Source organism: Pseudomonas sp. HY7a-MNA-CIBAN-0227, from assembly GCF_040310325.1.
Classification (GTDB): Bacteria; Pseudomonadota; Gammaproteobacteria; order Pseudomonadales; family Pseudomonadaceae; genus Aquipseudomonas.
In genome coordinates this window covers 42,499-67,991 of record NZ_JBEOPT010000005.1, presented here as the reverse complement: position 1 = coordinate 67,991, position 25,493 = coordinate 42,499, and the positions used below count along the sequence as shown (strand labels likewise).

Below are 25,493 nucleotides of genomic sequence, written 5' to 3'. Positions count from 1 at the left end.
CTGAAGAAGTCGGATTACGGTGCTTTGGCAACGGTCGCAGGCGGCGTCCAGATCACGTCCTTGATGCTCAAGGGTTTGGGGATCAGTTTGAGTTGGTAGAAGGTGTCGGCGATTTTCTGTTGGGCACCGACCACTTCCGGCGTCAGGAACAGCGCGCCGTAGCCCTGGCGTTTCACTGAGGTCAGGGTGATGTCGGCGGGCAGGCCGAGCAGCGGCGCGACTTGGGTGGTGACTTCTTCAGGGTTGGCCTTGGACCACTCGCCCACGGCACGTACTTCTTCCACCAACGCCTTGATCACTTCAGGGTGTTTTTCGGCGTAAGGCTTGGTCGCCAGGTAGAACTGATGGTTGTCGGCGATGCCGGTGCCGTCACGCAGGGTGCGGGTTTGCAGTTGTTTCTCGGCGGCGGCCTGATACGGGTCCCAGATCACCCAGGCGTCGACACTGCCACGCTCAAATGCGGCGCGGGCGTCGGCGGGCGGCAGGAATACGGTCTGCACGTCGGTGTATTTCAAGCCAGCATCTTCCAGGGCACGCACCAGCAGGTAGTGCACGTTGGAGCCTTTGTTGAGTACGATTTTCTTTCCCTTGAGGTCCTGCACCGATTTGATCGGTGAGTCCTTAGGCACCAGGATCGCTTCACTGGTGGGGGCCGGTGGTTCGTAGGCGACGTAGAGCAAATCAGCACCGGCGGCCTGGGCGAACACTGGTGGGGTTTCACCGGTGACGCCGAAGTCGATGGAACCAACGTTCAGCCCTTCAAGAAGCTGCGGGCCACCGGGGAATTCCGTCCATTGCACCTGCACGCCCTGCTCAGCCAGGCGCTTTTCCAGCGAGCCCTTGGCCTTGAGCACTACCAGGGTGCCGTATTTTTGATAGCCGATACGCAAGGTTTCGGCCGCTTGAGCTTGAACAATGGCGCCGAAGGACACAGCCGCAGCAAACAGTGCGACCAGACCACGACGCAAGATGACAGTGCGCATGGCGCTCTCTCCAATTATGCGATTAGGATTTTGGCTGCACCTGCTTGGCCGTTGGCGGCTGAGTAAGGTGAGTGTTTCTAGATCAGGGTGAAGCTCAGATGCTCCAGCGAGCACTCAACAAACGTTCATTCAACACATGGGGGTCAAGGGGCTTGGGGCGGCGGGCCATGGCGCTGTAAAACTGATCCAAGGCCTCGCTTAAGCGTTGTTCAAGAATCGGCACCAATTGCGCCTGGGCACTGCCTTCGCCGTACGCGATCTGGCTGTCTTCGGCGAAGATCCCGTGGAGCAACTCCTGGGCTTTCAGGGCTGACAGCACCGGCTTCAAGGCATAGTCCACCGCGAGCATGTGGGCGATGCTGCCGCCGGTAGCCATCGGCAATACCACTTTGTGGGCCAGGGCACGCTCGGGCAGCAGGTCAAGAACGGTTTTCAACGCGCCCGAAAACGAAGCCTTGTACACTGGCGTGGCGATCACCAGGCCATCCGCGTTTGCCACTTGCGCCAGCAGGTCGATGACCTTGGGGCTGTCGAAGCGCGCATGCAGCAAGTCTTCGGCCGGGAAGTCCCGTACCTGATAACTCACCACTTCCACGCCTTGCTGCTGCAACCAGCGCCGGGAATGATCCAGCAAGACCCCGGAGCGGGAGCGCTGGCTGGGACTGCCACCAAGTGTTACGACCAGCATCTAGAGAATTCCTTGAGCAAGTGTCGGCGGTTCGCTGTGCGGCGATGGCGCCAAGATGGGACAGACCTTATCAGCAGATTTATATATCTATAAATCTCATTTTTTCATTTGTTTATTCTTTAAATGCATATACGGATACTCAATCGCCAAACGAAAAAAAAGGCCGTAAAAACGGCCTGAAAACCCCTGCTTTCCTGTAGGAGCGAGCTTGCTCGCGAAGAACGCACAGGCACCGCGGGCAACCCGACACGCTGCGTTATCGTTGACGTTCTTCGCGAGCAAGCTCGCTCCTACAGTTGATTCGGTTGATTCGGTTGATCTTAACGGTTGGGTTGAGGTGTCAGTCGCAGGTACGGCTTCGCCGCACGATAACCCTTGGGAAAGCGCTTCTTGATCTCTTCCTCATCCTTGAGCGAAGGCACGATCACCACTTCATCACCGTCCTGCCAATTGGCCGGGGTGGCGACTTTGTAGTTGTCGGTCAGCTGCAACGAGTCGATAACCCGCAGGATTTCGTGGAAATTACGGCCAGTGCTGGCCGGGTAGGTGATGGTCAGGCGAATCTTTTTATTCGGGTCGATCACGAACAATGAACGCACAGTGAGGGTGTCGTTAGCGTTCGGGTGGATCAGGTCATACAGGTCGCTGACCTTACGGTCGGCGTCGGCCAGGATCGGGAAGTTGACGACAGTGTTCTGGGTTTCGTTGATGTCTTCGATCCACTTGTGGTGCGAATCCACCGGGTCTACCGACAGGGCAATGGCCTTGACACCGCGCTGGGCAAATTCGTCCTTGAGCTTGGCGGTGAAGCCCAACTCGGTGGTGCATACCGGGGTGAAGTCTGCCGGGTGGGAAAAGAGCACGCCCCAGCTATCGCCCAACCATTCGTGGAAGCGAATCTTGCCGGCGCTGGAGTCCTGTTCGAAGTCGGGGGCGATATCGCCCAGTCTGAGGCTCATGGTGTGGCTCCTGATGAGTGCTTATGGAGTTCACTGTGCCTGTGCTTGCGATAATTTAAAAAGAATAAATATCGATTTATTTAGACGATATAGGAATATTAAAAATCTGTTCACTGGACCGTGGAAAAGGCGCAGGCCAACATGCCCGTCAAGGTTCGAGAAGGCCTTGAGACGCTGTAAACAGAGGGGTTCAGGAAGGGCTTGCGGGGGTAGCCCGACTTGAAAGCAACAGCACCTTGCCCGGCATTGCGCCGGGCAAGGTTATATCCGATTTAGAAAATCGGCAGGGTGTAGCTGAGGATCAAACGGTTTTCGTCCTGATCGCGCGTGCTCGCAATGTTGTTGCGCCACGAAGCGTTTTTCCAGGCCACGCCAACGTTCTTCAGCGGGCCTTCTGGTACAACGTAGGCCACGGTGATGTCACGTTCCCACTCGGTCTGGTCTTTACCAGTCGACTGGCTGTTGGCACCGACGGTGTCAATGTTGTCACCACGCAGGTAAACCACACCAGCGGTCAGGCCTGGCAGGCCGGCCTTGGCGAAGTCATACGAGTAGCGTGCTTGCCAGGTGCGTTCGCCGGCACGGCCGAACTTCTGGATTTGCATGTCGGTGATGGTGTAGTTCGACGAACCGTCGCCTTGGTTCAACCAAGGGAAGTCGCTGCTGCCATTGCTGACCTGGTAGCCGCCGCCGAAGGTGTGACCGGCAACGGTGTACAGGAACAGGCCGCTGTACAGGTTGTTGTCAACCTTGCCCTTGCCGCTGGCCGCATTGTAATTACCAGTGGTGTAGTACTTCGGATCGCTACCGTTGGCACCGTCGTCGCTGCTGTTGAAGTAACGCAGGTCAGACTTCAATACACCCGGGCCGATCGACCAGTTGTGAACCAGACCCAGGAAGTGCTGCTTGTAGAAATCTTCCAGGTTGCCGTAGTAGTACTGGGCAGTCAGGTCTTTGGTGAGTTTGTAGTCACCACCGGCGTAGATGAACTTGTTGCTGTCGCGCCAGTTCACGCCACGGGTGTTGGCGCCAGCAAGGGAGAAATTCTCTTCGTTGCTGGAGTTACGCCCTTTGGTTTTCTCAACTTGACCACCAACCAGAGTGAGGTTGTCGATGTCGTTGGAAGTGATCTGACCACCTTGGAAGGTTTGAGGCAGCAGGCGACCGTCGTTGTACGAGATCACAGGCAGCTTAGGCATCAGGGTGCCCAGTTTCAGCTCGGTTTTCGAGATCTTGGCTTTGGCGGTCAGGCCAAGGCTCGAGTAGTTGTCAACGGCTTCGCCATTGGACTTGCTCGGGAAGATCGTGCCGCCGTAGGAGGCTGAAGTGGCGCCGTTGGTGCCGCCGCCCGAATCCAACTTGATGCCCAACAGGCCAATGGCATCGACACCGAAGCCGACAGTCCCTTGAGTGTAGCCAGAGATGAAGTTGAGCTGGAAGCCTTGGCCCCACTCTTCGTTCTTGCTCTGGGTGTTGGCAGCAGTCCGTGCAGCCGAGTCACGGTTGTCGTTGTTGATGTAAAAGTTACGTGCGGAAAAAGTAAGCTTGCTGTCATCTACAAAACCTGCGGCGCCTGCCTGCTGAGCCAAAACCCCAACAGCTACAGCCAACGCCAATGTGGACTTCTTCATGTACCGCTCCTCTCATTTCTAATTTTTGTAGTTCTTGGTCTCGGGTCTGACGCCCTTGATCCACAGATGCGCGATTAGCGCCAGATCGTGACTGACAAGTCAACGTAACATTGTGTGTCTACGACCTTGGTCTAACCGCAGTTATTTGGTCCCTGCAGGGTAATGAGTTTTCCATACACCCAAAAAGAATTATTTCATCATTTTTCATACGATCCAGGAATAAGGCTTTCCATGGGGCGATAGACCCGACAACGAGGACACCGCTCCATAAGCTAATTCCTAAAGGGTATTTGTTGGCCATTTTTTAGATCGCTTAGTGTGAACGTACAGTTGCATACGTCACTCACGATCAAAAAGGCGACGCCATCATGGCCAAACGGACATCCTCTCGTCAATTTGTTACAGTTTTTGTATTGCTAGCGCTTTCTTTTAGCGTGCAGGCGGCCAACCTCACCATTGGTTATCAAACCGGCATCGACCCCAGCAAAGTGCCCCAGGCAGACGGCTTGTACGAAAAAGCCATCGGCGAAAAGATCGACTGGCGTCGCTTCAACAGCGGCCCGGACGTAATCACCGCGATTGCCTCCGGCGATGTGCAGATCGGCAACCTCGGCTCAAGCCCATTGGCAGCAGCCACTTCGCGCAATCTACCCATCGTGGCGTTCATCGTATCGGCCCAGATCAATAGTTCTGAAGCCTTAGTAGTGCGTAACGGCAGCGGCATTGACGCACCCCAGGACCTGATCGGCAAAACCATTGCCACGCCGTTCGTCTCAACCTCCCATTACAGCCTGCTTGGCGCCTTGAAGCATTGGGGGCTGGACACCTCGAAAGTCAAAGTGGTGAACCTGCAACCGGCCGAGATTGCTGCCGCGTGGAAACGTGGAGATATCGACGGCGCATTTGTCTGGTCGCCGGCGCTGGGGGAGATCCGCAAGACCGGGAAAACCCTGACAGATGCGGCGCAGGTGGGTCAGTGGGGCGCGCCGACGTTCGAGGTGTGGGTGGCGCGCAAGGATTTCGCCGAAAAGCATCCTGACGTCGTGGCCAAGTTTGCCAAGGTCACCCTGGATTCATTTGCCGACTATGCGGCCCATAAATCCGAGTGGACGGTCGACTCCGCACCCGTGAAAAAAATAGCCAAATTGACAGGTGCTAATGCTGCTGACATCCCTGAGTTGCTGACCGGCTCGACGTTCCCCGATGCCAGGGCGCAGCAAACCGACGCCTTGCTTAACGGCGGAACGGCCAAGGCGATTGGGGAAACCGCGAAGTTTCTCAAGGAACAAGGAAAAGTGGAGACGGTGCTGCCGGATTATTCGGCGTTTGTGACGGGGAAATTTGTCAGCGATTAAAGAAGAGCTAAATGGAGCGAGCGTGCTCGCTCCTGGCAAGAAAGGGGGTTACAGCGTTTTTTCGAAGATCTTCGAATTACGCTGGAAGTTGTACAGCGAAGCCCGCGCCGACGGCAGACGATCTACGCTGCTGGGCACAAAGCCCCGCTCACGGAACCAGTGGGCGGTGCGGGTCGTCAGCACGAATAGCGTCTTCAACCCCTGGGCCCGGGCGCGGGTCTCGATGCGTTCCAGCAGTTCATCACCCCGACCACCATGACGGTACTCCGGGTTGACCGCCAGGCACGCCAGCTCGCCAGCATCCGACTCGGCGATTTGATACAGCGCCGCACAGGCGATGATCATGCCTTCACGCTCGACCACGCTGAACTGCTCGATCTCCCGCTCCAGCACTTCGCGCGAGCGACGCACCAGAATCCCCTGCTCTTCCAGCGGGCTGATCAGGTCCAGCAAGCCGCCGACGTCTTCAATCGCCGCCTCGCGCACTAGTTCGAACTGCTCCTGGGCCACCAGCGTACCGCCGCCGTCACGGGTAAACAGTTCGGTGAGCAAGGCGCCGTCTTCGACGTAGCTGACGATATGGCTGCGCCCAACTCCGCCACTACACGCCTGGGCGGCGGCATCCAGCAATTCGCCCTGGTAGTCGCTGCCCAGGCGCTGCAAGTGCGCGGGCACTTGTTGCGGCCGCAGCTCACGCACCAGGCAACCGTTTTCATCGATCAGGCCCAAGTCGGCGCCAAACAGCAGCAATTTGTCAGCACTCAGGTCGATGGCCGCACGGGTGGCGACGTCTTCGCAGGCCAGGTTGAAAATTTCTCCGGTAGGCGAGTAGCCCAACGGCGACAACAGCACGATGGAGCGCTCGTCCAGCAGGCGGTTGATGCCCTTGCGGTCGACCCGGCGCACTTCGCCGGTGTGCTGGTAATCGATGCCATTCAGCACGCCGATGGGACGCGCTGTCACCAGGTTGCCACTGGCCACCCGCAGGCGCGAGCCCTGCATCGGCGAAGAAGCCATGTCCATGGACAGGCGTGCTTCGATGGCGATGCGCAAGTGGCCAACCGCGTCGATCACACACTCCAGGGTCGTAGCATCGGTGATGCGCAAGCCTTCGTGGTAATGCGGGGTCAAGCCACGAGCGATGAGGCGGGTTTCGATTTGCGGGCGCGAACCGTGGACCAGCACCAGTCGCACGCCAAGGCTGTGGAGCAGCACCAGGTCATGAACAATGTTGCCGAAGTTCGGATGGTCCACACCATCGCCCGGCAGCATGACCACAAAAGTGCAGTCGCGGTGGGCGTTGATGTAGGGCGAAGCATGACGAAGCCAATTGACGTATTCGGGCATAAAACCTGGGCCTGTAATAAAAAGCAGCCGAAAAAGGATGAATCGTGAAAACACACAGCGGGCTGTTGCTTATCGTCGGAACAGGCTTGGCGACACGCTCACTCTCCTTTATGTACGGGATGGTCAGTGGTTAATTTATGCAGGCTTCAGGCAGTAATGTTCAATCAGTTCCCGCAATAGACGCACTGTAGGCGTCAAGCGTGACATTTCGAGGTACTCGCCCGGCTGGTGGGCGCAGGCGATGTCGCCAGGGCCAAGCACAATGGTTTCACAACCAAGGCGCTGAAGATAAGGCGCTTCGGTGCCGAACGCTACTGCTTCGGCACGATGGCCGGTCAGTCGCTGCGCAACGCGCACCAATTCAGTGTCTTCTGCCTGCTCGAACGGCGGCACTTCGGGGAACAGCGGCGCATAGTCGATCTTCACCTGATGGCGCTCGGCCAAGGGTTCCAGTTTCTGTCGGATGGCGGCGCGCAAGACTTGCGGGTCCATGCCCGGCAAGGGCCGCAGATCAAACTCCAGGGAGCACTGGCCGCAGATGCGGTTGGGGTTGTCGCCGCCATGAATGCAGCCAAAGTTCATAGTCGGTTGCGGCACACTGAACTGCGGGTTGCGGTATTCACGCTGCCAGGCCAGGCGCAGGCCACGCAGTTCGCCGATGGCATCGTGCATGGCTTCCAGGGCGCTGTGGCCCAGGCTTGGGTCCGACGAATGGCCGCTGCGTCCGAGAATATCAATGCGCTCCATCATCACACCCTTGTGCAGGCGGATTGGCTTGAGGCCCGTCGGCTCGCCAATCACCGCTGCGCGGCCCAGCGGGCGCCCCGCCTCAGCCAACGCACGGGCGCCGGCCATGGAGCTTTCTTCATCACAGGTGGCGAGGATCAGCAGCGGTTGCTTGAACGGTTGATCCAACAGCGGTTGCACGGCTTCGATCACCAGGGCGAAAAAACCCTTCATGTCGCAGCTGCCCAAGCCTACCCAGCGACCGTCCACTTCCGTCAGCTTGAGTGGATCGGTCTGCCACAGCGCGCCGTCGTAAGGCACCGTATCGCTGTGCCCCGCCAGTACCAGGCCACCAGGTCCGGTACCGAAGCTGGCCAGCAGGTTAAATTTACCGGGGCTGACCTGCTGGATGTCGCAGGCAAAACCCAGGTCGCCGAGCCAGGTTGCCAGCAAGTCGATCACCGGCCGGTTGGTTTGATCGAGAGACGCCTGGGTACAACTGACCGAAGGTGCGGCAATCAGCGCGGCAAATTGATCTTTCATGGGTGGTAAAGGCATGCGCTGTCTCTCAACTTCCACAGATGAAACCCATCATAGAGCCATCTGCGCCGAGGAATAAACCGTTGCGGCACGTTGCCGGGCTCAGTCCTGTACACTGCACGACTTTGGCAGCCACACATTTCCCCGGCTGCGCTCCCGATCCTGGATTTTCCGGCCATGCAGAAAGAAACCGAAATCAAGCTCCGCGTCAGCCGCGAAACCCTCGCCGCGCTGCGTGAGCACCCGTTACTGAAAAAGCGCAACAAAAGTGGCTGGGAACGCCGTGAGCTGATGAACCAGTACTTCGACACGCCTGAGCGTGACCTGGCCCAGGCCAAGGTGGCCCTGCGCCTGCGCAAGGATGGCGACGAAGTGATCCAGACCCTCAAGACCCGTGGCCAGAGCGTCGCCGGCTTGTCGGAACGTAACGAATACGACTGGAAACTGGCCAAAGCCAAGCTCGACGTGAAAAAGCTCGACGGCGAATGCTGGCCCGAGCAACTGGCCGATCTGGACAAGAAGACCCTCAAGCCGATCTTCACCACCGATTTTGTCCGCGAACGCGCCGAAATTGCCTGGGGCCGTGGCAAGGCCAAGGTGGTGATCGAAGCCGCCCTGGACCTGGGCCACGTGATTGCCGGCAAACAGAAAGAAGAAATCTGCGAACTGGAACTGGAACTGCGCGAAGGCGAACCCGCCGCGCTGCTGGAACTGGCTGCGGAATTGGCGGCGACCCTGGCGCTGATGCCCTGCGACATCAGCAAGGCCGAGCGTGGTTATCGCCTGTTCGACGCCAACAGCTATTCCCTGAGCCTGCCAGCGCCGGTGCTGCACGCCGAAACGCCGCTGGACGACGCTTTCGCCGCCGTGATGTGGCATTTGCTGGGCAGCAGCCAGCGCCTGGCCGAGCAGTACCGTTTCAACGGTCACTGGCGCCTGTTGCAAGACTGGGTGGAAAACCTCGGCGAACTGCGCGCCTTGATTGGCAGCCTCGGCCAAGCCGCGCCACGCCAATCCACCAGTGAACTGCGCAGTGCGCTGGACGCCTTGCTGGAAGACTGGCGCCCGTTGGTTCAGGCCGGCGACGAAGATGAAGACGTGCGCAAAGCTGCGCCGGAACAGTTCGCCGATGAATTGGAAGACGTGCGCTGGGGCCTGTTCTCACTGAACACTTCCCGCTGGCTGCTGGCCCGTACCTGGGCTGCTGATCGCAACGTACGCGGCAACCGTCAGGGCGCTGCACAAGTCGCCAACTGGCTACCGCGCCTACTGGCCGACGAAGCCGTCGCCCTGCAACTGCAGCGCTATCAGCAACAGCCGGAAGACTTGGCCGAGCAACTGCCACGCATCGAACGCATCCTGGCCTGGTTGCACCATGCGCGTCAGGTACTGGAAATTCCGGAGATGGATCGCTTGTACGGTGAGCTAAATAAGTTGGCGCACCTGGCCAATCAGCCGATCACCGATGAATCGTTGGATGCGCGGATGCACCAGGCGATTGCGGTGTATCAGAATCGGGCGTGGAAGACTTTACTGCGCCTGTAAAAAACCTGTGGCGAGCGGGCTTGCCCCGCTCGCCACAAGGGCCGCCTAGCGCAACACCGGTAAGCTCGTCGTTGATTTGATCTCCGACAAGGCCACAATCGAATTGACCTCCTGAATCCCCGGCACCATCGACAGTTTTTCGAAGAAAAACCGCTCATACGCCTCGATGTCTGACGTGACGATCCGCAGCAGAAAATCCACCGCCCCCATCAACACATAACACTCCAGAACTTCCGGAAAACCGCGAATCGCCTCGGTGAATTCGGTGAAGTTGGAGCGCCCGTGAGCATTGAGTTTGACCTCGGCGAAAATTTGCGTGTTCAGGCCGATTTTCTTGCGGTCGAGCAAGGTCACCTGTCCACGGATCACCCCTTCCTCCTTGAGCCGCTGAATCCGCCGCCAGCACGGCGACTGCGAGAGGCCGACCTGTTCGGCAATCTGCGCGCTGGAAAGCGAAGCGTCTTCCTGTAGCAGCGCCAGAATCCGGCGGTCGTATATATCCAACTCACTGTGCATAAAAATACCTTTAAGCGTCATATCTACGAATTGATTTATTCATTTATAGGCCAATACGTCCAAACATAGATAAGAAATACCCGCTGCAGCATGTAAAAATTTCTCCAGTCGAATCCGGAGAATTGCCATGCACTCAGTCGAAGCTACTCGCCCAGCCACCCGCGTCGATGCCTGGGCAGTCAACAACAGCCATTGCCGGGCCCACTATCAAATCCTCGCCGAGGCGGAACCCGACGTGTTGTGCCGGGTGCTCAACTACTTCGCCCTGCAGTTTTTGGTGCCGCAGCAGGTGAGTGTGATGCGCGACGATGACCTGTTGACCATCGACGTGGTCATGGACGGTTTGAGCTGGCATCGGGCCCAGGTGATCGGTGAAAAACTTCGTAACCTGATCAGCGTCTGTTCGCTGGAGCTGCAACCGCTTGAATCCACGCGGCTACAAGCGGTACAGGCGGTGGCTCAGTAAAAGCCTGCAATACCCTGCTGGACGACAAGGCCCAAGGCGCAACTAGCCTTGTTGCACCTCTCGATATCGTCCAGGAAATTCACCATGCCCGTTGCGCCAACCCCTCAGGATCGCAGGCTGACGCTTGATGAGCTGCTACCCGCGTTGATCACACAAGGACTGATCAGCGAAGACATGGCCAAGCGGTTGTCGAACGAGACGGACAACGGACTGCATCCCCTGGAGTTTCTCGCCAGCCGGCAGCTCGCCGATCCCGCCCACCCCGGCCAGTCGCTGTCCCTGGAAACCCTGACGCAATGGCTCGCCTGTCACGTTGGCCAACCCTACCTGCGCATCGACCCGTTGAAGATCGACGTGGCGACGGTGGTGCCACTGATGTCCTACGCCTTTGCCCAACGGCATAAAATCCTCGCCATCGCCCTCGACTCCCAAAGCGTGACGGTCGCCAGCGCCGAGCCTTATCTGTGCAGTTGGGAATTAGGCCTGGCCCATGTACTGAAACGCTCGATCAAACGCGTGCTGGCCAATCCCCAGACCATCCAGCGCTGTAGCGTGGAGTTTTTCAGGCTGGCCAAGTCAGTCAGCGGAGCTGATCAAAAAACACTCAGCGCGTTCAATCCCGAACAGTTGCTCAACCTCGGCGCCAGTGACCAGGAGCCCGACGCCAACGATGCGCACATCGTCAACATCGTCGATTGGCTGCTGCAATACGCCTTTGATCAGCGCGCCAGCGATATTCATGTCGAACCCTGTCGCGATCAGGGCCGCGTGCGCTTTCGCATCGACGGGCTGCTGCACGATGTCTATCAATTCCCGCCCCAGGTGACGACGGCCGTGGTCAGCCGCCTGAAAAGCCTCGGGCGGATGAACGTGGCGCAAAAGCGCAAACCCCAGGACGGCCGCGTGAAGACCAAAAGTCCGACCGGAATAGAAATGGAACTGCGCCTCTCGACCTTGCCCACAGCCTTTGGCGAAAAGCTGGTCATGCGGATTTTCGATCCCCAGGTGCTGCTCAAGGACTTCCACCAACTAGGGCTCTCAAGTAACGACCTGCAACGCTGGAAAAGTATGACCGGCCAGGCCAATGGCATCATTCTGGTTACCGGTCCCACCGGCTCGGGCAAGACCAGTACGCTGTACACCACCCTCAAACAGCTGGCGACCCGCGAGGTCAACCTGTGCACCGTGGAGGACCCGATCGAGATGGTAGAGCCGGCCTTCAACCAGATGCAGGTCCAGCACAACATCGACCTGACCTTCGCCAGTGGCATACGCGCACTGATGCGCCAGGACCCAGACATCATCATGATCGGTGAAATCCGCGACCTGGAAACCGCCGAAATGGCGATCCAGGCCGCGCTGACCGGGCACCTGGTGCTGTCGACGCTGCACACCAACGACGCGCCGAGCGCCATCAGTCGCCTGCTGGAACTGGGGATTGCTCACTATTTGATCAAGGCAACTTTGCTGGGGGTCATGGCTCAACGTCTGGTGCGCCTGCTGTGCCCGCACTGCAAACAGGCCATGGCCCTGGCGCAAGAGGATTGGCAAAGCCTGACCCAGCCTTGGCCGGTCCCTCGCCCAGAGCAGGTTTATCAGGCCGTCGGCTGCCCGGAATGCCGGGAAAGCGGTTATCGCGGGCGGGCCGGCGTTTACGAAATCATGCGGATGAGCGATGACGTCAAGGCACTGATCAGCCCGGACACCGATGTGCAGGCCCTGCGGCGCGAGGCGCTCAAGGAAGGCATGCACAGCCTGCGGTTATCGGGCGCGCTCAAGGTGGCCGAAGGGCTCACAACCCTTGAGGAAGTGTTGCGGGTAACGCCTCAAAACGAAGTGCGATAAAGATTGCGTCGCCAAAGCTGCCAGCAACATCAGCACACTTATTTAACAAAATGACCGACGGGGCGGGGCCAAAGATCATGAAAGCACGCCGTAGAGGGGGCAGGGTTTGCCCTTAAGGTCCGCCACGTCACCACGAGTGGCGCAATCCCTTAATTGTTCACCGAGTAAACCGTTCTTATCTCTGACAAGCCCGTTACAATCAGCCAAACCTCGCTTTACCGCCACCATCCAGACAGGGAATAGTTATGCAGATCGGTACCGTATTGCTTCTTTTTGTAGGCTTAGCTATCGCCATCCTCTTCATGGGTTTCAAGGTCGTGCCACAGGGCTATCAGTGGACGGTCGAACGCTTCGGGCGCTACACCAACACGCTCACACCCGGCCTGAACATCATCATTCCGGTCATGGACCGCATCGGTCGCAAGATCAACGTGATGGAAAGCGTGCTGGATATTCCGCCCCAGGAAGTCATCACCGCCGACAACGCCACGGTACAGATCGATGCCGTGTGCTTCTTCCAGGTGGTCAACACCGCCCAGGCGGCCTACGAGGTGAACAACCTCGAACACGCCATACGCAACCTGCTGCAAACCAATATCCGTACCGTGCTCGGATCCATGGAACTGGACGCGATGCTCAGCCAGCGTGACGGTATCAACGAAAAACTGTTGCGCACCGTCGACGAAGCGACCGCGCCGTGGGGCATCAAGATCACCCGGATCGAAATCAAGGACATCAGCCCGCCTGCCGACCTGATGGCCGCCATGTCCGGCCAGATGAAGGCCGAGCGGATCAAGCGTGCCCAGATCCTTGAAGCCGAAGGCCTGCGGGCGGCGGCGATCTTGACGGCTGAAGGCAAGAAGCAGGCACAGATTCTTGAAGCCGAGGGTGGTCGCCAGGCCGCATTCCTGGAATCCGAAGCTCGTGAGCGTCAGGCCGAGGCAGAAGCCCGCGCCACCAAAGTGGTATCGGAGGCAATTGCCACCGGTAACGTGCAAGCCATCAATTATTTTGTTGCGCAGAAGTACATCGACGCCCTCGGCAAGCTGGCCTCGGCCAACAACAGTAAAGTGATCCTGATGCCTCTGGAAGCCAGCCAGGTGATCGGTGCGGTGGGCGGCATCGGCGAGATCGTCAAAGCCACCTTCGACAACAAGAAAGCCTGAGGCACACGCCATGTGGGAATTCTTGCAGAACCTGTCTTTTTGGGACTGGCTGGCACTGGGCACCGTGCTGTTGATCCTTGAAGTGTTCGGTGCCGGTGGCTATCTGTTGTGGATGGGTATCGCGGCGGCGGCCGTCGGCGTGCTCAAGTTCCTGATCCCAGGGCTTGGGCTGGAACTGCAACTGCTGCTGTTCGCCGTGCTGTCCATATTGACGGCGGTGTATTGGTGGAAACGCCAACGCAGCAGCGCCAAGGTCAGTGACCAACCGGGGCTGAACATGCGTGGTTCGGAGCTGATCGGTCGCACCTTTGTGGTGCATCAAGCGATTGTCGATGGCCGGGGCAAGATCAAAGTCGGCGATGGCGTGTGGATGGCCACCGGTGAAGATGCGCCGGTGGGGGCTCAAGTCCGAGTGATTGGCCAGGATGGCGTGGTTCTGCGGGTTGAAACTGTTTAGTCAGCCAGGGAACTAGGCTGGGCTATCTATAATCCAACGATTTAGATAACCCAGTTGGAGTCACCCATCATGCGTCTCAAATATGCTGTCGCAACCCTCGCCGTGCTATCCCTTCCTGTCGGTTCAGCCATGGCCGACAGCTTCTGGCGTAATGTCATCTCGTCGGGCGCCACAACCGGCTCGACGTACCTGACCTTCAAGGACCACAAACTCGTGGTCGCAGCCCAGGACGACGCCGGCAGTTTCGTCGCCAGTGACGGCGGCATCCGTGGCCCGTACCTGGAAGCCGCAATGCAGAAGGTCCGCGCTGACAACCCTGGCCTGAAAGCCACAGACATGGAGCTGGCCAACGCCATCCTGGCGAAAAACGCCATCGCTTCCGAGTAAAACCGCCTCATGAGAAAGCCGCTTTTGAAGCGGCTTTTTTTTGCCTGGAGGGTGACAATTCGTTCACAGATGACAGGCTATATTCAGTCTCTGCATGTAACCATGTTGATATGTTCTTACCCATTGCCTCTCTTAAACGGATACCTGCCACGTCATGAGCCAGTTGCCCTTCCTGCCGTTTTCAAAGCCCACCATTGATGAAGCCACCATCTCGGCGGTTGGTGATGTGTTGCGCTCTGGCTGGATCACCAGCGGGCCCAAGGTGCAAGCGTTCGAGGCGCAGTTATCGGAATATTTTGGCGGCCGGCCGGTGCGCACGTTCAACTCAGGCACCTGCACGATGGAGATTGCCTTGCGCATCGCTGGCGTTGGGCCTGGGGATGAAGTCATCACCACGCCGATCTCCTGGGTGGCCACGGCCAACGTGATTCTTGAAGTGGGCGCCACACCGGTGTTTGCCGATATCGACCCGGTCACCCGCAACATCGACCTGGCCCAGGTGGAAGCGGCCATCACGCCGCGCACCAAGGCAATCATTCCGGTGTACCTGGCGGGCCTACCGCTGGACATGCCAATGCTCTACGCGCTGGCCAATAAGTACGGCCTGCGCATCGTCGAAGATGCCGCGCAGGCACTGGGCTCCAGCTGGGATGGCCAGCGTATTGGTGCCACCGGAGATTTTGTGTCGTTCAGCTTCCAGGCGAACAAAAACATTACTTCCTCTGAAGGCGGCTGCTTGGTGTTGAACAACGCCGAAGAAGCCCGACTGGCAGAGAAATATCGCCTGCAAGGCGTTACCCGCAGCGGCTTCGACGGCCTGGACGTGGATGTGCTGGGCGGCAAGTTCAACATGACTGATATTGCGGCGGCCATCGGCCTGGGTCAGTTTGCCCATATAGAGAACATCACCGCCCATCGCCAGGCACTGGCCCAGCACTATTTCGAATGTTTTGGCAGTGATTTTGAAGAGAAGTACGGCGCGCAACTGCCGCCGACAGACTTCGAGAACAGCAACTGGCACCTGTTCCAACTGGTGCTGCCGGAGCGCCAGGACGGCCTGCCGGCACGCGCCACGTTCATGGAGCAGATGCAGGCCCACGGCGTCGGCATTGGCTATCACTACCCGCCGATCCACCTGCTGAGCCTGTATCGGGCACAAGGATTCAAGGAAGGCATGTTCCCGGTGGCGGAAAAAGTCGGGCGTTTGATTGTTTCGTTGCCGATGTTTACGGCGATGACGAAAGCGGATGTAGAGCGTTCGGTGGCGGCGGTCAAAGCAGTGTTGAAGGCAAGCTAAACAACGATTTTTAGCCTCCTCCAATCAAATGCAGGAGCTGGCTTGCCAGCTCCCGCACTGATTTGTGCCGTTGCAGCTCTCGGGCTTATTCGCCGATGGCGGCCTTGTAGCCGGCAGCATCCAGCAGTTTGTCCAGTTCCGCGGCATTGCTTGGCTTGAGCTTGAAGATCCAGGCGCCGTACGGGTCGGTGTTCAGCGACTCGGGGCTGCCACTCAAGTCTTCATTGACTGCAATCACTTCACCGGCAATCGGTGCATAGATGTCCGAGGCCGCTTTCACCGACTCTACCACGCCAGCCTGATCGCCCTTGCCAAACACCTTGCCCACTTCAGCCAACTCGACGAACACCACATCCCCCAGAGCTTCCTGGGCATGGTCGGAGATTCCGACAGTTACGGTGCCATCAGCTTCCAGACGGGCCCATTCGTGACTTTCGGCAAAACGCAGGTCGGCAGGGATATCGCTCATAATCTGTGTCCTCAAGAAGAAATGTCAGCGGCCATTGGCCCGCCGGAAAATTTAAATCAATGTTTTGCCATGGCGCACGAAGGTCGGTTTGACCACCCGGACCGGGTACCACTTACCGCGAATTTCCACTTCGGCACGGTCAGCGGTCGCCATCGGTACACGCGCCAGGGCAATGGATTTGCTAAGCGTAGGAGAGAAACTACCACTGGTGATCTCTCCTTCGCCAACATTGGCGATACGGACCACCTGATGAGCACGTAAAACCCCGCGTTCTTCCAGCACCAGGCCCACCAGCTTGAACTTCACACCGCCTGCCCGCTCGGCTTCCAGCGCAGCGCGGCCGATGAAGTCGCGGCAGGCAGGTTCCCAGGCGATGCTCCAGGCCATATTGGCGGCAAGCGGCGATACATTCAGGTGAATATCCTGTCCGTAGAGGTTCATCCCGGCCTCAAGGCGCAGGGTGTCACGGGCGCCGAGGCCGATGGGCGAGATACCCGCACCTACCAGGTCGTTGAAAAACGCCGGGGCCTGATCGGCAGGCAGGATAATTTCCAGGCCGTCTTCGCCGGTATAGCCGGTACGCGCAATAAACCAGTCGCCGTCGGCCTGACCTTCAAAAGGTTTGAGCTGGTGAATCAGGACGCCACGGGACTGAGTCACTAGTTCGGCAATTTTGTACCGCGCATGGGGGCCCTGAATGGCGAGCATGGCCAAGTCCGCGCGCTCGTGCAGTTGCACCTGGTAGCTGCCCAAATGAGCCTGCATCCAGGCGATGTCCTGGTCGTGGGTGGCAGCGTTGACCACTAGCCGATAGCCGGCTTCAGTGCGGTAGACAATCATGTCGTCCACCACGCCGCCTTGCTCGTTGAGCATGGCGCTGTACAAGGCACGGCCGCAGCCATGCAAACGATCAACATCATTGGCCAATAAATACTTGAGCCATTGCGTGGCCTGCAGGCCGGTGACGTCGATCACGGTCATGTGGGAAACATCAAATACTCCGCAGTCACGTCGCACCTGATGGTGCTCTTCGACCTGCGAGCCGTAATGCAGAGGCATATCCCAACCGCCAAAATCGACCATTTTCGCGCCAAGGGCGAGATGCAGGTCATACAGAGGCGTACGCTGTCCCATGGGTTTCTCCTTCCGGGCGTGGCGAAGGTGCGGACGGTTGCCGTTCGGGCCACACACCTTGCAATACAAGGCCTGCAGCCACGTTCAGTCACCCGATCTAAAAGATGGACCGCACCGAATGCCGCGCATTGTAGCCTCAAGCCGTAGGACTGGCACCTAACCGATTCGTCGCGCTGAGCGCCGGATCAATCCGATGACCGGTAATAGGCCCACCAGCACCAGGGTCAACGCTGGCAGAGACGCGCGCGCCCACTCGCCTTCACTGGTCATTTCGAAGATTCGTACCGCCAACGTGTCCCAACCGAACGGGCGCATCAGCAGGGTCGCAGGCATTTCCTTGAGCACATCGACAAACACCAGCAGCGCCGCGCTCAAGGTCCCCGGCAGCAATAACGGCAGATACACTTTGCAAAACAGTCGCGGGCCACTTACCCCCAAACTGCGGGCGGCTTCAGGCAGCGAGGGTCGGATTTGCGCCAGGCTGTTTTCCAGCGGCCCGTAGGCCACCGCCATGAACCGCACCAGATAAGCCAACAGCAATGCCGACAGGCTGCCCAACAGCAACGGCTTACCCGCACCGCCCAACCAGCCCGACACCGGGATCACCAGTTCACGGTCCAGGTAACTGAATGCCAACATGATCGACACCGCCAGCACCGAACCCGGCAAGGCGTAGCCGAGGTTGGCCAGGCTGATACCCGAACGAATGGCCCGGGTCGGCGCCAAGCGATGGGCAAACGCCAGCACCAACGCCACGCTAACGGTGATCAACGCCGCCATGGCGCCCAGGTACAAGGTATGGACGATCAGCCCGGCGTAACGCTCGTCGAGGTCGAACCGGCCACGCTGCCAGAACCAGGCCACCAGTTGCACCATAGGGATGACGAAAGCGCAGGCGAAAACCAATCCGCACCAGCCGCTGGCCGCTGCCGCCTTGAACCCGCGCAGGTGATAGAGCGCCTTGCCACGCGGCCGTTCATTGCTCGGCCGGCTGGAACCCCGGGCACGACGCTCGCCGTACAGCACCAGCATCACCACCAGCAGCAACAGGCTTGCCAATTGCGCGGCGCTGGAAAGGCTGAAAAAGCCGTACCACGTCTTGTAGATGGCGGTAGTGAAGGTGTCGAAGTTGAACACCGAGACCGCGCCGAAATCTGCCAGGGTTTCCATCAGCGCCAACGCCACACCAGCCCCGATGGCCGGCCGGGCCATGGGCAAGGCCACGCGCCAGAACGCCTGCCACGGCGATTGCCCCAGCACCCGCGCCGCTTCCATCAGGCCCTTGCCCTGGGCCAGGAATGCGGTGCGCGCCAGCAGGTAGACGTAGGGGTAGAACACCAGCACCAGCACGATGATGACGCCACTGGTGGAGCGCACCCGCGGCAGGCGCAGGCCGCTGCCGAACCATTCGCGCAGTAGGGTTTGCACGGGGCCGGAGAAGTCCAGCAGGCCGACGAAGACAAATGCCAGAACATAGGCGGGAATGGCGAACGGTAGCATCAGCGCCCAGTCCAGCCAGCGGCGGCCGGGGAACTCGCAGAGGCTGGTCAGCCAGGCCAGGCTGACACCCAGCACCGTAACGCCCACGCCAACGCCCAACACCAGGGTCAGGGTATTACCCAGCAGGCGCGTCATCTGGGTTTCCCATAAATGGGACCAGATTTGCTGGTCGATGCTTTGCCATGACAGCAACAGGACGCTCAGCGGCAACAGCACTAGGGCGGCGACGATGAAGACCGGCAGGTACCAGCGGCGTTGAGCGGGGTGGGCCAAGGAAAACTCTCGATCAAGGTAGGAATATGTGCGCTTTGCAGAATACGCCGCGGCTCTACTGTACGAGCGAGCTTGCTCGCGAAAAACGTCAACGGCAACTCGGGCTTGCCTGGAAGAATGCGGCGCTCTCAGGCTTTTCGCGAGCAAGCTCGCTCCTACACAAAGCAAAGCCCGTTAAGCAAAACGCCCCGCAAATGCGGGGCGCAGTATAGCGTTTGGCTTAGTTCCAGCCAGCGCGATCCATCAGGCGAATGGCTTCGGCCTGGCGCTTGCCAGCCACTTCAACCGGCAGGGTGTCGGCGACAAACTTGCCCCAGGCGGCCACTTCGGCCGACGGCGGCACAGCCGGATTGGCCGGGAACTCCTGGTTCACGTCTGCAAAAATTCTCTGGGCCTCAGGTGTGGTCATCCACTCCACCAGCGCCTTGGCCGCTTGCGGGTGAGGCGCGTGCTTGGTCAGGCCAATACCCGACAGGTTGACGTGCACGCCACGGTCGCCCTGGTTCGGCCAGAACAGTTTCACCGCCAAGCCCGGCTTCTGCTTGTGCAGGCGGCCGAAGTAGTAAGTATTGACGATGCCAACATCGCACTGGCCGGCGTTGATGGCTTCCAGCACGGCAATGTCATCGGAGAACACGTCGGTGGACAGGTTATTGACCCAGCCCTTGACGATTTCTTCAGTCTTGGCCGCGCCGTGGGTTTCGATCAGGGTGGCAGTCAGCGACTGGTTGTAGACCTTTTTCGACGTGCGCAGGCACAGGCGGCCTTCCCATTGCTTGTCGGCGAGGGCTTCGTAAGTGGTCAAGTCGCCCGGTTTTACGCGATCGGTGGAATAGGCGATGGTCCGCGCCCGCAGGCTCAAGCCAGTCCAGGCATGGGTCGATGAGCGGTATTGCAGCGGGATGTTGGCGTCGATCACCTTGGAGGTGAGCGGTTGCAGGATGCCCATTTGCTCGGCTTGCCAGAGGTTGCCGGCGTCGACGGTGAGCAGCAGGTCGGCGGTGGCGTTTTCGCCTTCGGCCTTGATGCGCTGCATCAGCGGCGCTTCCTTGTCAGTGATGAACTTGATCTGTACGCCGGTTTTTTTGGTGTAGGCATCGAAGACTGGCTTGATCAGTTCGTCGATACGCGAGGAGTAGACCACCACCTCGTCAGCCGCCTGGACGGTGGTGCTGCCAATTAGAGTGAGTGCCAGGGCAGTCAGGAGGCGCTTGGGTACCAACATGAGTGCGGTCTCTCGTAGCGAAATGAGCGTAAATGATAAGGACTCACATTTAGCTTCTCAACTGAACACTTGGCGAAGGCGTTACGAGATGTTGCGCAACCGGAATTTCGGGTGAGGCCATCAGCCGCACCCTCTCCTTCACGCCTTGGCCAGTTCCGGCAAATCCCCGGTCAACCCCAACGCCTGACGCACGAACATCGCCTTGGCCTCAGGCATCTGGTCCACCACTTTCAAGCCGGCATTGCGCAGCCAGCGCAACGGCAGTTGATCGGCCTGGAACAACCGCTCAAAGCCTTCCATTGCCGCCATCAGCGCCAGGTTATGGGGCATGCGCCGGCGCTCATAACGGCTGAGCACTTTCACATCCGCCAGCCGCTCGCCGCGCTCCGATGCCTGCAACAACACCTCAGCCAACACGGCTGCATCCAGGAAACCCAGGTTCACACCCTGCCCCGCCAGCGGGTGAATGACATGAGCCGCATCGCCGATCAGCGCCAGGCCTTCGGCCACATAGCGCTTGGCATGGCGTTGACGCAGCGGCACGCACAGTCGCGGGTCGGCGCTCACCACGGTGCCAAGACGGCCTTCAAAGGCACGCTCCAGCTCACGACAGAAGCTTTCATCATCCAGCGCTATCAGGCGTTCGGATTCGCTCGGCGTGGTCGACCAGACGATCGAACACCAATCTTCCTGGCCGTCCCGTACCAGCGGCAGGAACGCCAGCGGGCCATGGTCGGTAAAGCGCTGCCAGGCGGTACGCTGATGCGGCAGGCTGCTGCGCACGCTGGTGACGATGGCGTTATGCAAGTAATCCCATTCACGTGTCGCGGTACCGGTCAGACGTCGCACCGCCGAATTGGCGCCGTCAGCGGCGATCACCAGCGGCGCGCGCAAGGTGCGGCCGTCGGCCAGGGTCAGCAGCCAGTCGTCGCCGGAGCGGCGCATCTGCTCCAGCCGCGCATTGGCCAACAGGCCCAGGTCGCAGTCGTGCAGGCGGTCGAGCAAGGCGTCCTGGACCACGCGGTTTTCGACGATATGCCCGAGCACCTCGGCATGCACGCTGGCCGCCGAAAAGTGGATCTGCCCGGTGCCGCTGCCGTCCCACACCTGCATCTCGCCATAAGGGCTCGCGCGGCGCTCAACGATGCCGTCCCAGACGCCGAGGCGCTCCAGAATTCGCTGGCTGGCGGCCGACAAGGCGCTCACCCGCGGTTCGAACGGCGCATCCACGTCGAAGGGCTTGACGCTCAGCGGGCTGCCATCGAGCAGCAGCACTTGCAGGTCACTGCCCTGCAACGCCAGCGCCAGGGCGCTTCCGACCATTCCGGCCCCGACAATCAGAACATCTGCGCGCATGTCCATGCTTTAAGCCTGTCTCGCTTGCGGCTTGCGCCGCACGTAAAGGGTTTTGTCGACCCCCGCCACCAGGGTGCCGGAGCCGTCATGAATCAGGACCTTGAGGTGCGGCAAATACTTGTCGCCGCTATCGGTCTGTCGGCGAATCTCGTCCAGCAAGGCTTCGTCAATGGAAAACTCGGCAAACACCGGGCCTTTACCCGGCGAGATAAAGTCGATGGCCGCAGCCTTGTCCCATACGATGTAGTCGCGGCCCAGGTTCTCCATCAGCATCAGCATGAAAAACGGGTCGACCATCGAGTACAGGCTGCCGCCAAACTGCGTGCCTACGTAATTACGGTTGTACCAGCCCAGGCCCATGCGCACCTTGACCTGACGAAAGTCGCTGCTGATGTGCTGCACGCGAACCCCGGCGCCGAGGTACGGCGGGTACAGGGTCATGACCCAGCGCAACAGCCGCGCCTTGCCCAGCCGCTCGATCAGCCACCTACGCATCGGGACGGGTGCCCAGGCCCATGGCCTGACGGGCGAACCAGCGCTTGGCCGGTGGCAACAAGTCCAGACCGAGCAAGCCCATGTTGCGGCCCAACGCGACCAACGGCTGGGCACTGCCAAACAGGCGGGTGACCTGATCGGAGAAACCCACGGTCAATTTCTGATCCATGCGCTGGCGTTCGCGGTACGCCTGCAAGGTCGCCAGGTCACCCGGCACCGCCGGCCCGGCCAACAAGGCCTCGGCCAGGGCGTAGGCATCGCGCAGGGACAAGTTGAAACCCTGCCCCGCAATCGGGTGCAGGCTGTGGGCGGCGTTACCCAGTATCGCCAGATGGGAGCGCACCTGCTCCTCGGCTTCCACCAGGGTCAACGGATACAAATGCCGAGCGCCCACCTGTTTCAGGGTGCCAAGGCGATAGCCGAACACACCTTGCAACTCACTGAGAAAACTACGTTCGTCGAGATTGGCAAGACGCTGGGCGTCCATGCCGACACGGGTCCAAACCAGCGCGCAACGGTTGTCCGGCAGCGGCAGCAAGGCCATCGGGCCGTCATCGGTGAAACGTTCGAACGCCTCGCCGTTATGGGCTTCACTCGGGGTGATGTTGGCAATCAACGCGCTCTGGTTGTACGGGCGTTGTTTAACGCCGATGCCTAACTGCTCCCGCAGCCCGGAACGGCCGCCATCGGCGAGTACCGCGAGGTCACATTCGAGGACGGTTTCATCGTTCAGCGTCAGGCGATAGCCGTCGACCAGCGGCTCCATGCGGGTGACTTCGGCCGGGCAGCGCCAACTGATCACGTCCTTGTCCAGGCCTTGCCACAGGCACTGGCCGAGCCAGGCGTTTTCCACCACGTAGCCGAGAGCCGGAACGCCTTCTTCCATGGCCGACAAGCGCGCGGTAGAGAAACGTCCACGGTCCGACACATGAATCTGCTTGATTGGCTCGGCGCGGCGGGAGATGTCTTGCCACACCCCCAGGCGCTGATAAATCTGCCGCGCACCGAAGGACAGTGCCGAAGAGCGGGCATCGTAGCTCGGCTGGAAACTGTCGCCGGGGGCGAAGGGCTCGATCAGCACGATCTTCCAGCCGCGCGCCTTGGCCCCGGCCTGCAGCGCCAACGCCAGGCTGGCGCCCACCAGGCCGCCACCAATGATTGCCAGATTGATCCGGCTCATCGTGCATCCGCCATCAGGGCTTCGATCTCGGCGACCGTCTTGGGTACGCCAACGGTCAGAATTTCACAGCCTTGCTTGGTCACCACCACGTCGTCCTCGATGCGTACGCCAATGCCACGCCATTTCTTCGCCACGTTCTGGTTGTCCGACGAGATATAGATCCCCGGCTCCACGGTCAGGGCCATGCCGACTTCCAGCACCCGCCACTCACCGCCGACCTTGTACTCCCCGACGTCGTGCACATCCATCCCCAGCCAGTGGCCGGCGCGGTGCATGTAAAAAGCCTTGTAGGCTTCGCTGGCGATCAACTCATCCACATCGCCCTGCAACAAGCCCAACTTCACCAGCCCGGCGGTGATGACGTGCACCGTCGCTTCGTGGGCCTGGTTCCAGTGCTTGTTCGGCGCGATCTGAGCAAACGCTGCTTCCTGGGACGCCAGCACTATTTCGTAAATCGCTTTCTGCTCAGCAGAAAACTTGCCGTTGACCGGCCAGGTACGCGTGATGTCGCTGGCGTAGCAGTCGATCTCGCAACCGGCGTCGATCAGCACCAGATCGCCGTCCCTGAGCACCGCGTCATTCTGCTGATAATGCAGGATGCAACTATTGCGTCCCGACGCGACGATGGAGCCATAGGCCGGCATCTTCGCCCCGCCCTTGCGAAATTCGTAATCAAGCTCCGCTTCCAGGCTGAATTCATGCAGCCCGACACGGCTGGCCTGCATCGCCCGTACATGGGCCGCGCAGGAAATCCGCGCAGCCTCGCGCATCACCTTCACTTCCGCGGCGGATTTATACAGCCGCATGTCGTGGAGCAGATGATCCAGGGCAACAAATTCGTTCGGTGGCTGGGCGCCCAGGTGCGCCTTGGAGCGGATCACATTGATCCACTCCATCAGGTGCCGGTCGAATTCGGCGTGGCTGCCCATGGCCGAATACACCCGGTCGCGGCCTTCGATCAGGCCAGGGAGGATGTCGTCGATATCGGTGATGGGAAAAGCATCGTCGGCACCGAACTCACGGATCGCGCCTTCTGTGCCAGCACGCAGGCCGTCCCACAACTCGCGCTCGGCATTGCGTTCACGGCAGAACAGCACGTACTCGCCATGCTGGCGACCGGGCATCAGCACGATCACCGCCTCAGGCTCGGGGAAGCCACTCAGGTACTGGAAGTCGCTGTCCTGGCGATAGACATGTTCGACATCGCGATTGCGGATCGCCACGGCAGCAGCAGGCAGGATCGCGATGCTGTTGGGTTCCATCTGCGCCATGAGCGCCTTGCGGCGCCGGGTGTATTCCGCTTTGGGGATATGAATCATGGGCAGGTGGGCTTCCTTTCTTAGTGCAGCGAAGGCTTGATTGCTGCCGGTTCATCCGGTTTCTTGGTCTCGGTGAACAGCAGCAGCGGCGCGACGCGCAAGTATTCCATCACTTCCATATAGTCGCTTTCACCGTCTTCGGATTCTTCCAGGGCTTCTTGCACCTGGGAGATGGCGGCGAGGTCTTGCAGCACTTCCTTGGCGTCGGTGCTCAACTCCAGGCCGGCGGCGTTCACCCCAAAACCATGGAGGAAGCCCTGGCACCATTGGCCCAGTGCCGCGGCACGGTCAGGGAGCGGCGCATCATCGGTTGGCAACAGCAGGACGACAGTCACGTCGTCGCCGGTCAGCTCGCCCTTGACCATCTCTTGCAAGCCGATCAGGGCGTTGCGAACGTTCTCTTGCGGCTCGGTTTCAAGCAGCTCGGCAACGTCAGCCAACCAGTTGTCGGCATCAAACCCGACACCGGTGCAACTGCGACCCAGCAGCACGCCGTGAAGCTCGGCAGGCGAGCAAGGATGACCGCTGATGCTCAGCAGTTTGGAAAAAGCGTCGTACGGGGAATTCTGAATAGGCATGGTGAGCTAGGCGCCAAGCGGCGCAATGTCTAGAATGAAGCGCTGTATCCTAGCAT

The 25,493-nt window shown here is 59.6% G+C and carries 25 protein-coding genes; 8 read left to right on the top strand and 17 right to left on the bottom strand.

The annotated features are described in order from the left end of the window. Positions 1 to 14 precede the first annotated feature (14 nt). The 5 genes from AAEZ06_RS10255 to AAEZ06_RS10235 all read right to left on the bottom strand — a co-directional run bounded on the left by AAEZ06_RS10255 (position 15) and on the right by AAEZ06_RS10235 (position 4,261). Complete coding sequence (locus tag AAEZ06_RS10255; RefSeq protein WP_350614146.1) at positions 15 to 983, bottom strand: sulfonate ABC transporter substrate-binding protein; 969 nt, start codon at positions 981 to 983, stop codon at positions 15 to 17. A gap of 94 nt (positions 984 to 1,077) precedes the next feature. Beyond that, on the bottom strand, positions 1,078 to 1,671 hold the full coding sequence (gene ssuE / locus AAEZ06_RS10250) for an NADPH-dependent FMN reductase (RefSeq protein WP_350614144.1): 594 nt from the start codon (positions 1,669 to 1,671) through the stop codon (positions 1,078 to 1,080). Positions 1,672 to 1,767: 96 nt separating this feature from the next. Beyond that, positions 1,768 to 1,953: a hypothetical protein gene (locus AAEZ06_RS10245; RefSeq protein WP_350614142.1), complete on the bottom strand. Its 186-nt coding sequence runs from the start codon at positions 1,951 to 1,953 to the stop codon at positions 1,768 to 1,770. Positions 1,954 to 1,991: 38 nt separating this feature from the next. Next, complete coding sequence (locus AAEZ06_RS10240) at positions 1,992 to 2,630, bottom strand: peroxiredoxin (protein WP_350614140.1); 639 nt, start codon at positions 2,628 to 2,630, stop codon at positions 1,992 to 1,994. Between the two features lie 272 nt (positions 2,631 to 2,902). Continuing rightward, entirely contained in the window at positions 2,903 to 4,261 is a 1,359-nt protein-coding gene (locus AAEZ06_RS10235; RefSeq protein WP_350614138.1) for an OprD family porin, read from the bottom strand. Positions 4,262 to 4,629: 368 nt separating this feature from the next. Here AAEZ06_RS10235 and tauA point away from each other — a divergent pair, with 368 nt between their 5' ends. Beyond that, positions 4,630 to 5,616: a taurine ABC transporter substrate-binding protein gene (gene tauA, locus AAEZ06_RS10230; protein ID WP_350614136.1), complete on the top strand. Its 987-nt coding sequence runs from the start codon at positions 4,630 to 4,632 to the stop codon at positions 5,614 to 5,616. A gap of 48 nt (positions 5,617 to 5,664) precedes the next feature. Here the strand turns inward: tauA and argA are convergent, their stop codons facing one another. Together argA and argE are read right to left on the bottom strand one after the other, a co-directional pair. Further along, positions 5,665 to 6,963 carry an amino-acid N-acetyltransferase gene (gene argA / locus AAEZ06_RS10225; protein WP_350614134.1) on the bottom strand — a complete coding sequence of 433 codons (1,299 nt, stop codon included), beginning with the start codon at positions 6,961 to 6,963 and terminating at the stop codon, positions 5,665 to 5,667. Between the two features lie 135 nt (positions 6,964 to 7,098). Next, complete coding sequence (argE, locus tag AAEZ06_RS10220; RefSeq protein WP_149412284.1) at positions 7,099 to 8,247, bottom strand: acetylornithine deacetylase; 1,149 nt, start codon at positions 8,245 to 8,247, stop codon at positions 7,099 to 7,101. A gap of 159 nt (positions 8,248 to 8,406) precedes the next feature. Between argE and AAEZ06_RS10215 the strand changes: the two genes are divergently transcribed. Beyond that, entirely contained in the window at positions 8,407 to 9,774 is a 1,368-nt protein-coding gene (locus tag AAEZ06_RS10215; RefSeq protein ID WP_149412285.1) for a CYTH domain-containing protein, read from the top strand. A gap of 45 nt (positions 9,775 to 9,819) precedes the next feature. Here the strand turns inward: AAEZ06_RS10215 and AAEZ06_RS10210 are convergent, their stop codons facing one another. Next, the gene (locus AAEZ06_RS10210; protein ID WP_133100867.1) at positions 9,820 to 10,290 is read right to left on the bottom strand and encodes an Lrp/AsnC family transcriptional regulator; all 471 of its coding nucleotides are present in this window, start codon (positions 10,288 to 10,290) and stop codon (positions 9,820 to 9,822) included. 127 nt (positions 10,291 to 10,417) lie between these two features. Between AAEZ06_RS10210 and AAEZ06_RS10205 the strand changes: the two genes are divergently transcribed. The 6 genes from AAEZ06_RS10205 (at position 10,418) to AAEZ06_RS10180 (ending at position 15,908) form a co-directional block, all read left to right on the top strand. Then, complete coding sequence (locus AAEZ06_RS10205; protein WP_149412286.1) at positions 10,418 to 10,756, top strand: ACT-like domain-containing protein; 339 nt, start codon at positions 10,418 to 10,420, stop codon at positions 10,754 to 10,756. A gap of 84 nt (positions 10,757 to 10,840) precedes the next feature. After that, positions 10,841 to 12,601 carry a type IV pilus assembly ATPase TfpB gene (gene tfpB, locus AAEZ06_RS10200; RefSeq protein WP_350614130.1) on the top strand — a complete coding sequence of 587 codons (1,761 nt, stop codon included), beginning with the start codon at positions 10,841 to 10,843 and terminating at the stop codon, positions 12,599 to 12,601. Positions 12,602 to 12,846: 245 nt separating this feature from the next. Next, the gene (locus AAEZ06_RS10195) at positions 12,847 to 13,767 is read left to right on the top strand and encodes an SPFH domain-containing protein (protein WP_149412288.1); all 921 of its coding nucleotides are present in this window, start codon (positions 12,847 to 12,849) and stop codon (positions 13,765 to 13,767) included. A 10-nt stretch (positions 13,768 to 13,777) separates the two neighbouring features. Then, positions 13,778 to 14,224, top strand: coding sequence for an NfeD family protein (locus tag AAEZ06_RS10190; protein WP_149412289.1), 447 nt, complete (start codon positions 13,778 to 13,780; stop codon positions 14,222 to 14,224). 69 nt (positions 14,225 to 14,293) lie between these two features. Further along, the gene (locus AAEZ06_RS10185; protein ID WP_041161049.1) at positions 14,294 to 14,611 is read left to right on the top strand and encodes a DUF2388 domain-containing protein; all 318 of its coding nucleotides are present in this window, start codon (positions 14,294 to 14,296) and stop codon (positions 14,609 to 14,611) included. Positions 14,612 to 14,765: 154 nt separating this feature from the next. Further along, complete coding sequence (locus tag AAEZ06_RS10180) at positions 14,766 to 15,908, top strand: DegT/DnrJ/EryC1/StrS family aminotransferase (protein WP_149412290.1); 1,143 nt, start codon at positions 14,766 to 14,768, stop codon at positions 15,906 to 15,908. Positions 15,909 to 15,993: 85 nt separating this feature from the next. Here the strand turns inward: AAEZ06_RS10180 and gcvH are convergent, their stop codons facing one another. The 9 genes from gcvH to AAEZ06_RS10135 all read right to left on the bottom strand — a co-directional run bounded on the left by gcvH (position 15,994) and on the right by AAEZ06_RS10135 (position 25,437). Beyond that, positions 15,994 to 16,377, bottom strand: coding sequence for a glycine cleavage system protein GcvH (gene gcvH / locus AAEZ06_RS10175; protein WP_149412291.1), 384 nt, complete (start codon positions 16,375 to 16,377; stop codon positions 15,994 to 15,996). A 51-nt stretch (positions 16,378 to 16,428) separates the two neighbouring features. Then, positions 16,429 to 17,511, bottom strand: a complete 1,083-nt coding sequence (gene gcvT, locus AAEZ06_RS10170; RefSeq protein WP_350614127.1) for a glycine cleavage system aminomethyltransferase GcvT — start codon at positions 17,509 to 17,511, stop codon at positions 16,429 to 16,431. A 156-nt stretch (positions 17,512 to 17,667) separates the two neighbouring features. Continuing rightward, positions 17,668 to 19,284, bottom strand: a complete 1,617-nt coding sequence (locus AAEZ06_RS10165) for an ABC transporter permease (RefSeq protein WP_149412293.1) — start codon at positions 19,282 to 19,284, stop codon at positions 17,668 to 17,670. Positions 19,285 to 19,504: 220 nt separating this feature from the next. Then, on the bottom strand, positions 19,505 to 20,509 hold the full coding sequence (locus AAEZ06_RS10160) for an extracellular solute-binding protein (RefSeq protein WP_149412294.1): 1,005 nt from the start codon (positions 20,507 to 20,509) through the stop codon (positions 19,505 to 19,507). A gap of 138 nt (positions 20,510 to 20,647) precedes the next feature. Continuing rightward, positions 20,648 to 21,865 carry a 2-octaprenyl-3-methyl-6-methoxy-1,4-benzoquinol hydroxylase gene (locus AAEZ06_RS10155; protein ID WP_178114375.1) on the bottom strand — a complete coding sequence of 406 codons (1,218 nt, stop codon included), beginning with the start codon at positions 21,863 to 21,865 and terminating at the stop codon, positions 20,648 to 20,650. 9 nt (positions 21,866 to 21,874) lie between these two features. Further along, positions 21,875 to 22,360, bottom strand: a complete 486-nt coding sequence (locus AAEZ06_RS10150; protein ID WP_350614124.1) for a DUF4442 domain-containing protein — start codon at positions 22,358 to 22,360, stop codon at positions 21,875 to 21,877. Then, the gene (gene ubiH / locus AAEZ06_RS10145) at positions 22,353 to 23,540 is read right to left on the bottom strand and encodes a 2-octaprenyl-6-methoxyphenyl hydroxylase (RefSeq protein ID WP_149412297.1); all 1,188 of its coding nucleotides are present in this window, start codon (positions 23,538 to 23,540) and stop codon (positions 22,353 to 22,355) included. The genes AAEZ06_RS10150 and ubiH overlap by 8 nt, the downstream gene beginning before the upstream one ends. Beyond that, entirely contained in the window at positions 23,537 to 24,859 is a 1,323-nt protein-coding gene (gene pepP / locus AAEZ06_RS10140) for a Xaa-Pro aminopeptidase (protein WP_149412298.1), read from the bottom strand. The genes ubiH and pepP overlap by 4 nt, the downstream gene beginning before the upstream one ends. A 20-nt stretch (positions 24,860 to 24,879) precedes the next feature. Next, positions 24,880 to 25,437 (bottom strand): YecA/YgfB family protein, encoded by a 558-nt coding sequence (locus tag AAEZ06_RS10135; protein WP_149412299.1) that lies wholly within the window; start codon positions 25,435 to 25,437, stop codon positions 24,880 to 24,882. Positions 25,438 to 25,493: the final 56 nt, after the last annotated feature.

What these genes read in the sequence shown, in the direction of transcription:
- AAEZ06_RS10190 (WP_149412289.1), top strand. Translation starts at nt 13,778, where the DNA reads ATGTGGGAATTCTTGCAGAACCTGTCTTTTTGGGACTGGCTGGCACTG.
- AAEZ06_RS10185 (WP_041161049.1), top strand. Translation starts at nt 14,294, where the DNA reads ATGCGTCTCAAATATGCTGTCGCAACCCTCGCCGTGCTATCCCTTCCT.
- tauA (WP_350614136.1), top strand. Translation starts at nt 4,630, where the DNA reads ATGGCCAAACGGACATCCTCTCGTCAATTTGTTACAGTTTTTGTATTG.
- AAEZ06_RS10210 (WP_133100867.1), bottom strand. Translation starts at nt 10,290, where the DNA reads ATGCACAGTGAGTTGGATATATACGACCGCCGGATTCTGGCGCTGCTA.
- gcvT (WP_350614127.1), bottom strand. Translation starts at nt 17,511, where the DNA reads ATGGGACAGCGTACGCCTCTGTATGACCTGCATCTCGCCCTTGGCGCG.
- AAEZ06_RS10255 (WP_350614146.1), bottom strand. Translation starts at nt 983, where the DNA reads ATGCGCACTGTCATCTTGCGTCGTGGTCTGGTCGCACTGTTTGCTGCG.
- AAEZ06_RS10240 (WP_350614140.1), bottom strand. Translation starts at nt 2,630, where the DNA reads ATGAGCCTCAGACTGGGCGATATCGCCCCCGACTTCGAACAGGACTCC.
- AAEZ06_RS10205 (WP_149412286.1), top strand. Translation starts at nt 10,418, where the DNA reads ATGCACTCAGTCGAAGCTACTCGCCCAGCCACCCGCGTCGATGCCTGG.
- gcvH (WP_149412291.1), bottom strand. Translation starts at nt 16,377, where the DNA reads ATGAGCGATATCCCTGCCGACCTGCGTTTTGCCGAAAGTCACGAATGG.
- AAEZ06_RS10180 (WP_149412290.1), top strand. Translation starts at nt 14,766, where the DNA reads ATGAGCCAGTTGCCCTTCCTGCCGTTTTCAAAGCCCACCATTGATGAA.
- AAEZ06_RS10235 (WP_350614138.1), bottom strand. Translation starts at nt 4,261, where the DNA reads ATGAAGAAGTCCACATTGGCGTTGGCTGTAGCTGTTGGGGTTTTGGCT.
- argE (WP_149412284.1), bottom strand. Translation starts at nt 8,247, where the DNA reads ATGCCTTTACCACCCATGAAAGATCAATTTGCCGCGCTGATTGCCGCA.
- ubiH (WP_149412297.1), bottom strand. Translation starts at nt 23,540, where the DNA reads ATGAGCCGGATCAATCTGGCAATCATTGGTGGCGGCCTGGTGGGCGCC.
- AAEZ06_RS10135 (WP_149412299.1), bottom strand. Translation starts at nt 25,437, where the DNA reads ATGCCTATTCAGAATTCCCCGTACGACGCTTTTTCCAAACTGCTGAGC.
- AAEZ06_RS10215 (WP_149412285.1), top strand. Translation starts at nt 8,407, where the DNA reads ATGCAGAAAGAAACCGAAATCAAGCTCCGCGTCAGCCGCGAAACCCTC.
- tfpB (WP_350614130.1), top strand. Translation starts at nt 10,841, where the DNA reads ATGCCCGTTGCGCCAACCCCTCAGGATCGCAGGCTGACGCTTGATGAG.
- AAEZ06_RS10160 (WP_149412294.1), bottom strand. Translation starts at nt 20,509, where the DNA reads ATGTTGGTACCCAAGCGCCTCCTGACTGCCCTGGCACTCACTCTAATT.
- ssuE (WP_350614144.1), bottom strand. Translation starts at nt 1,671, where the DNA reads ATGCTGGTCGTAACACTTGGTGGCAGTCCCAGCCAGCGCTCCCGCTCC.
- AAEZ06_RS10150 (WP_350614124.1), bottom strand. Translation starts at nt 22,360, where the DNA reads ATGCGTAGGTGGCTGATCGAGCGGCTGGGCAAGGCGCGGCTGTTGCGC.
- AAEZ06_RS10155 (WP_178114375.1), bottom strand. Translation starts at nt 21,865, where the DNA reads ATGCGCGCAGATGTTCTGATTGTCGGGGCCGGAATGGTCGGAAGCGCC.
- argA (WP_350614134.1), bottom strand. Translation starts at nt 6,963, where the DNA reads ATGCCCGAATACGTCAATTGGCTTCGTCATGCTTCGCCCTACATCAAC.
- pepP (WP_149412298.1), bottom strand. Translation starts at nt 24,859, where the DNA reads ATGATTCATATCCCCAAAGCGGAATACACCCGGCGCCGCAAGGCGCTC.
- AAEZ06_RS10195 (WP_149412288.1), top strand. Translation starts at nt 12,847, where the DNA reads ATGCAGATCGGTACCGTATTGCTTCTTTTTGTAGGCTTAGCTATCGCC.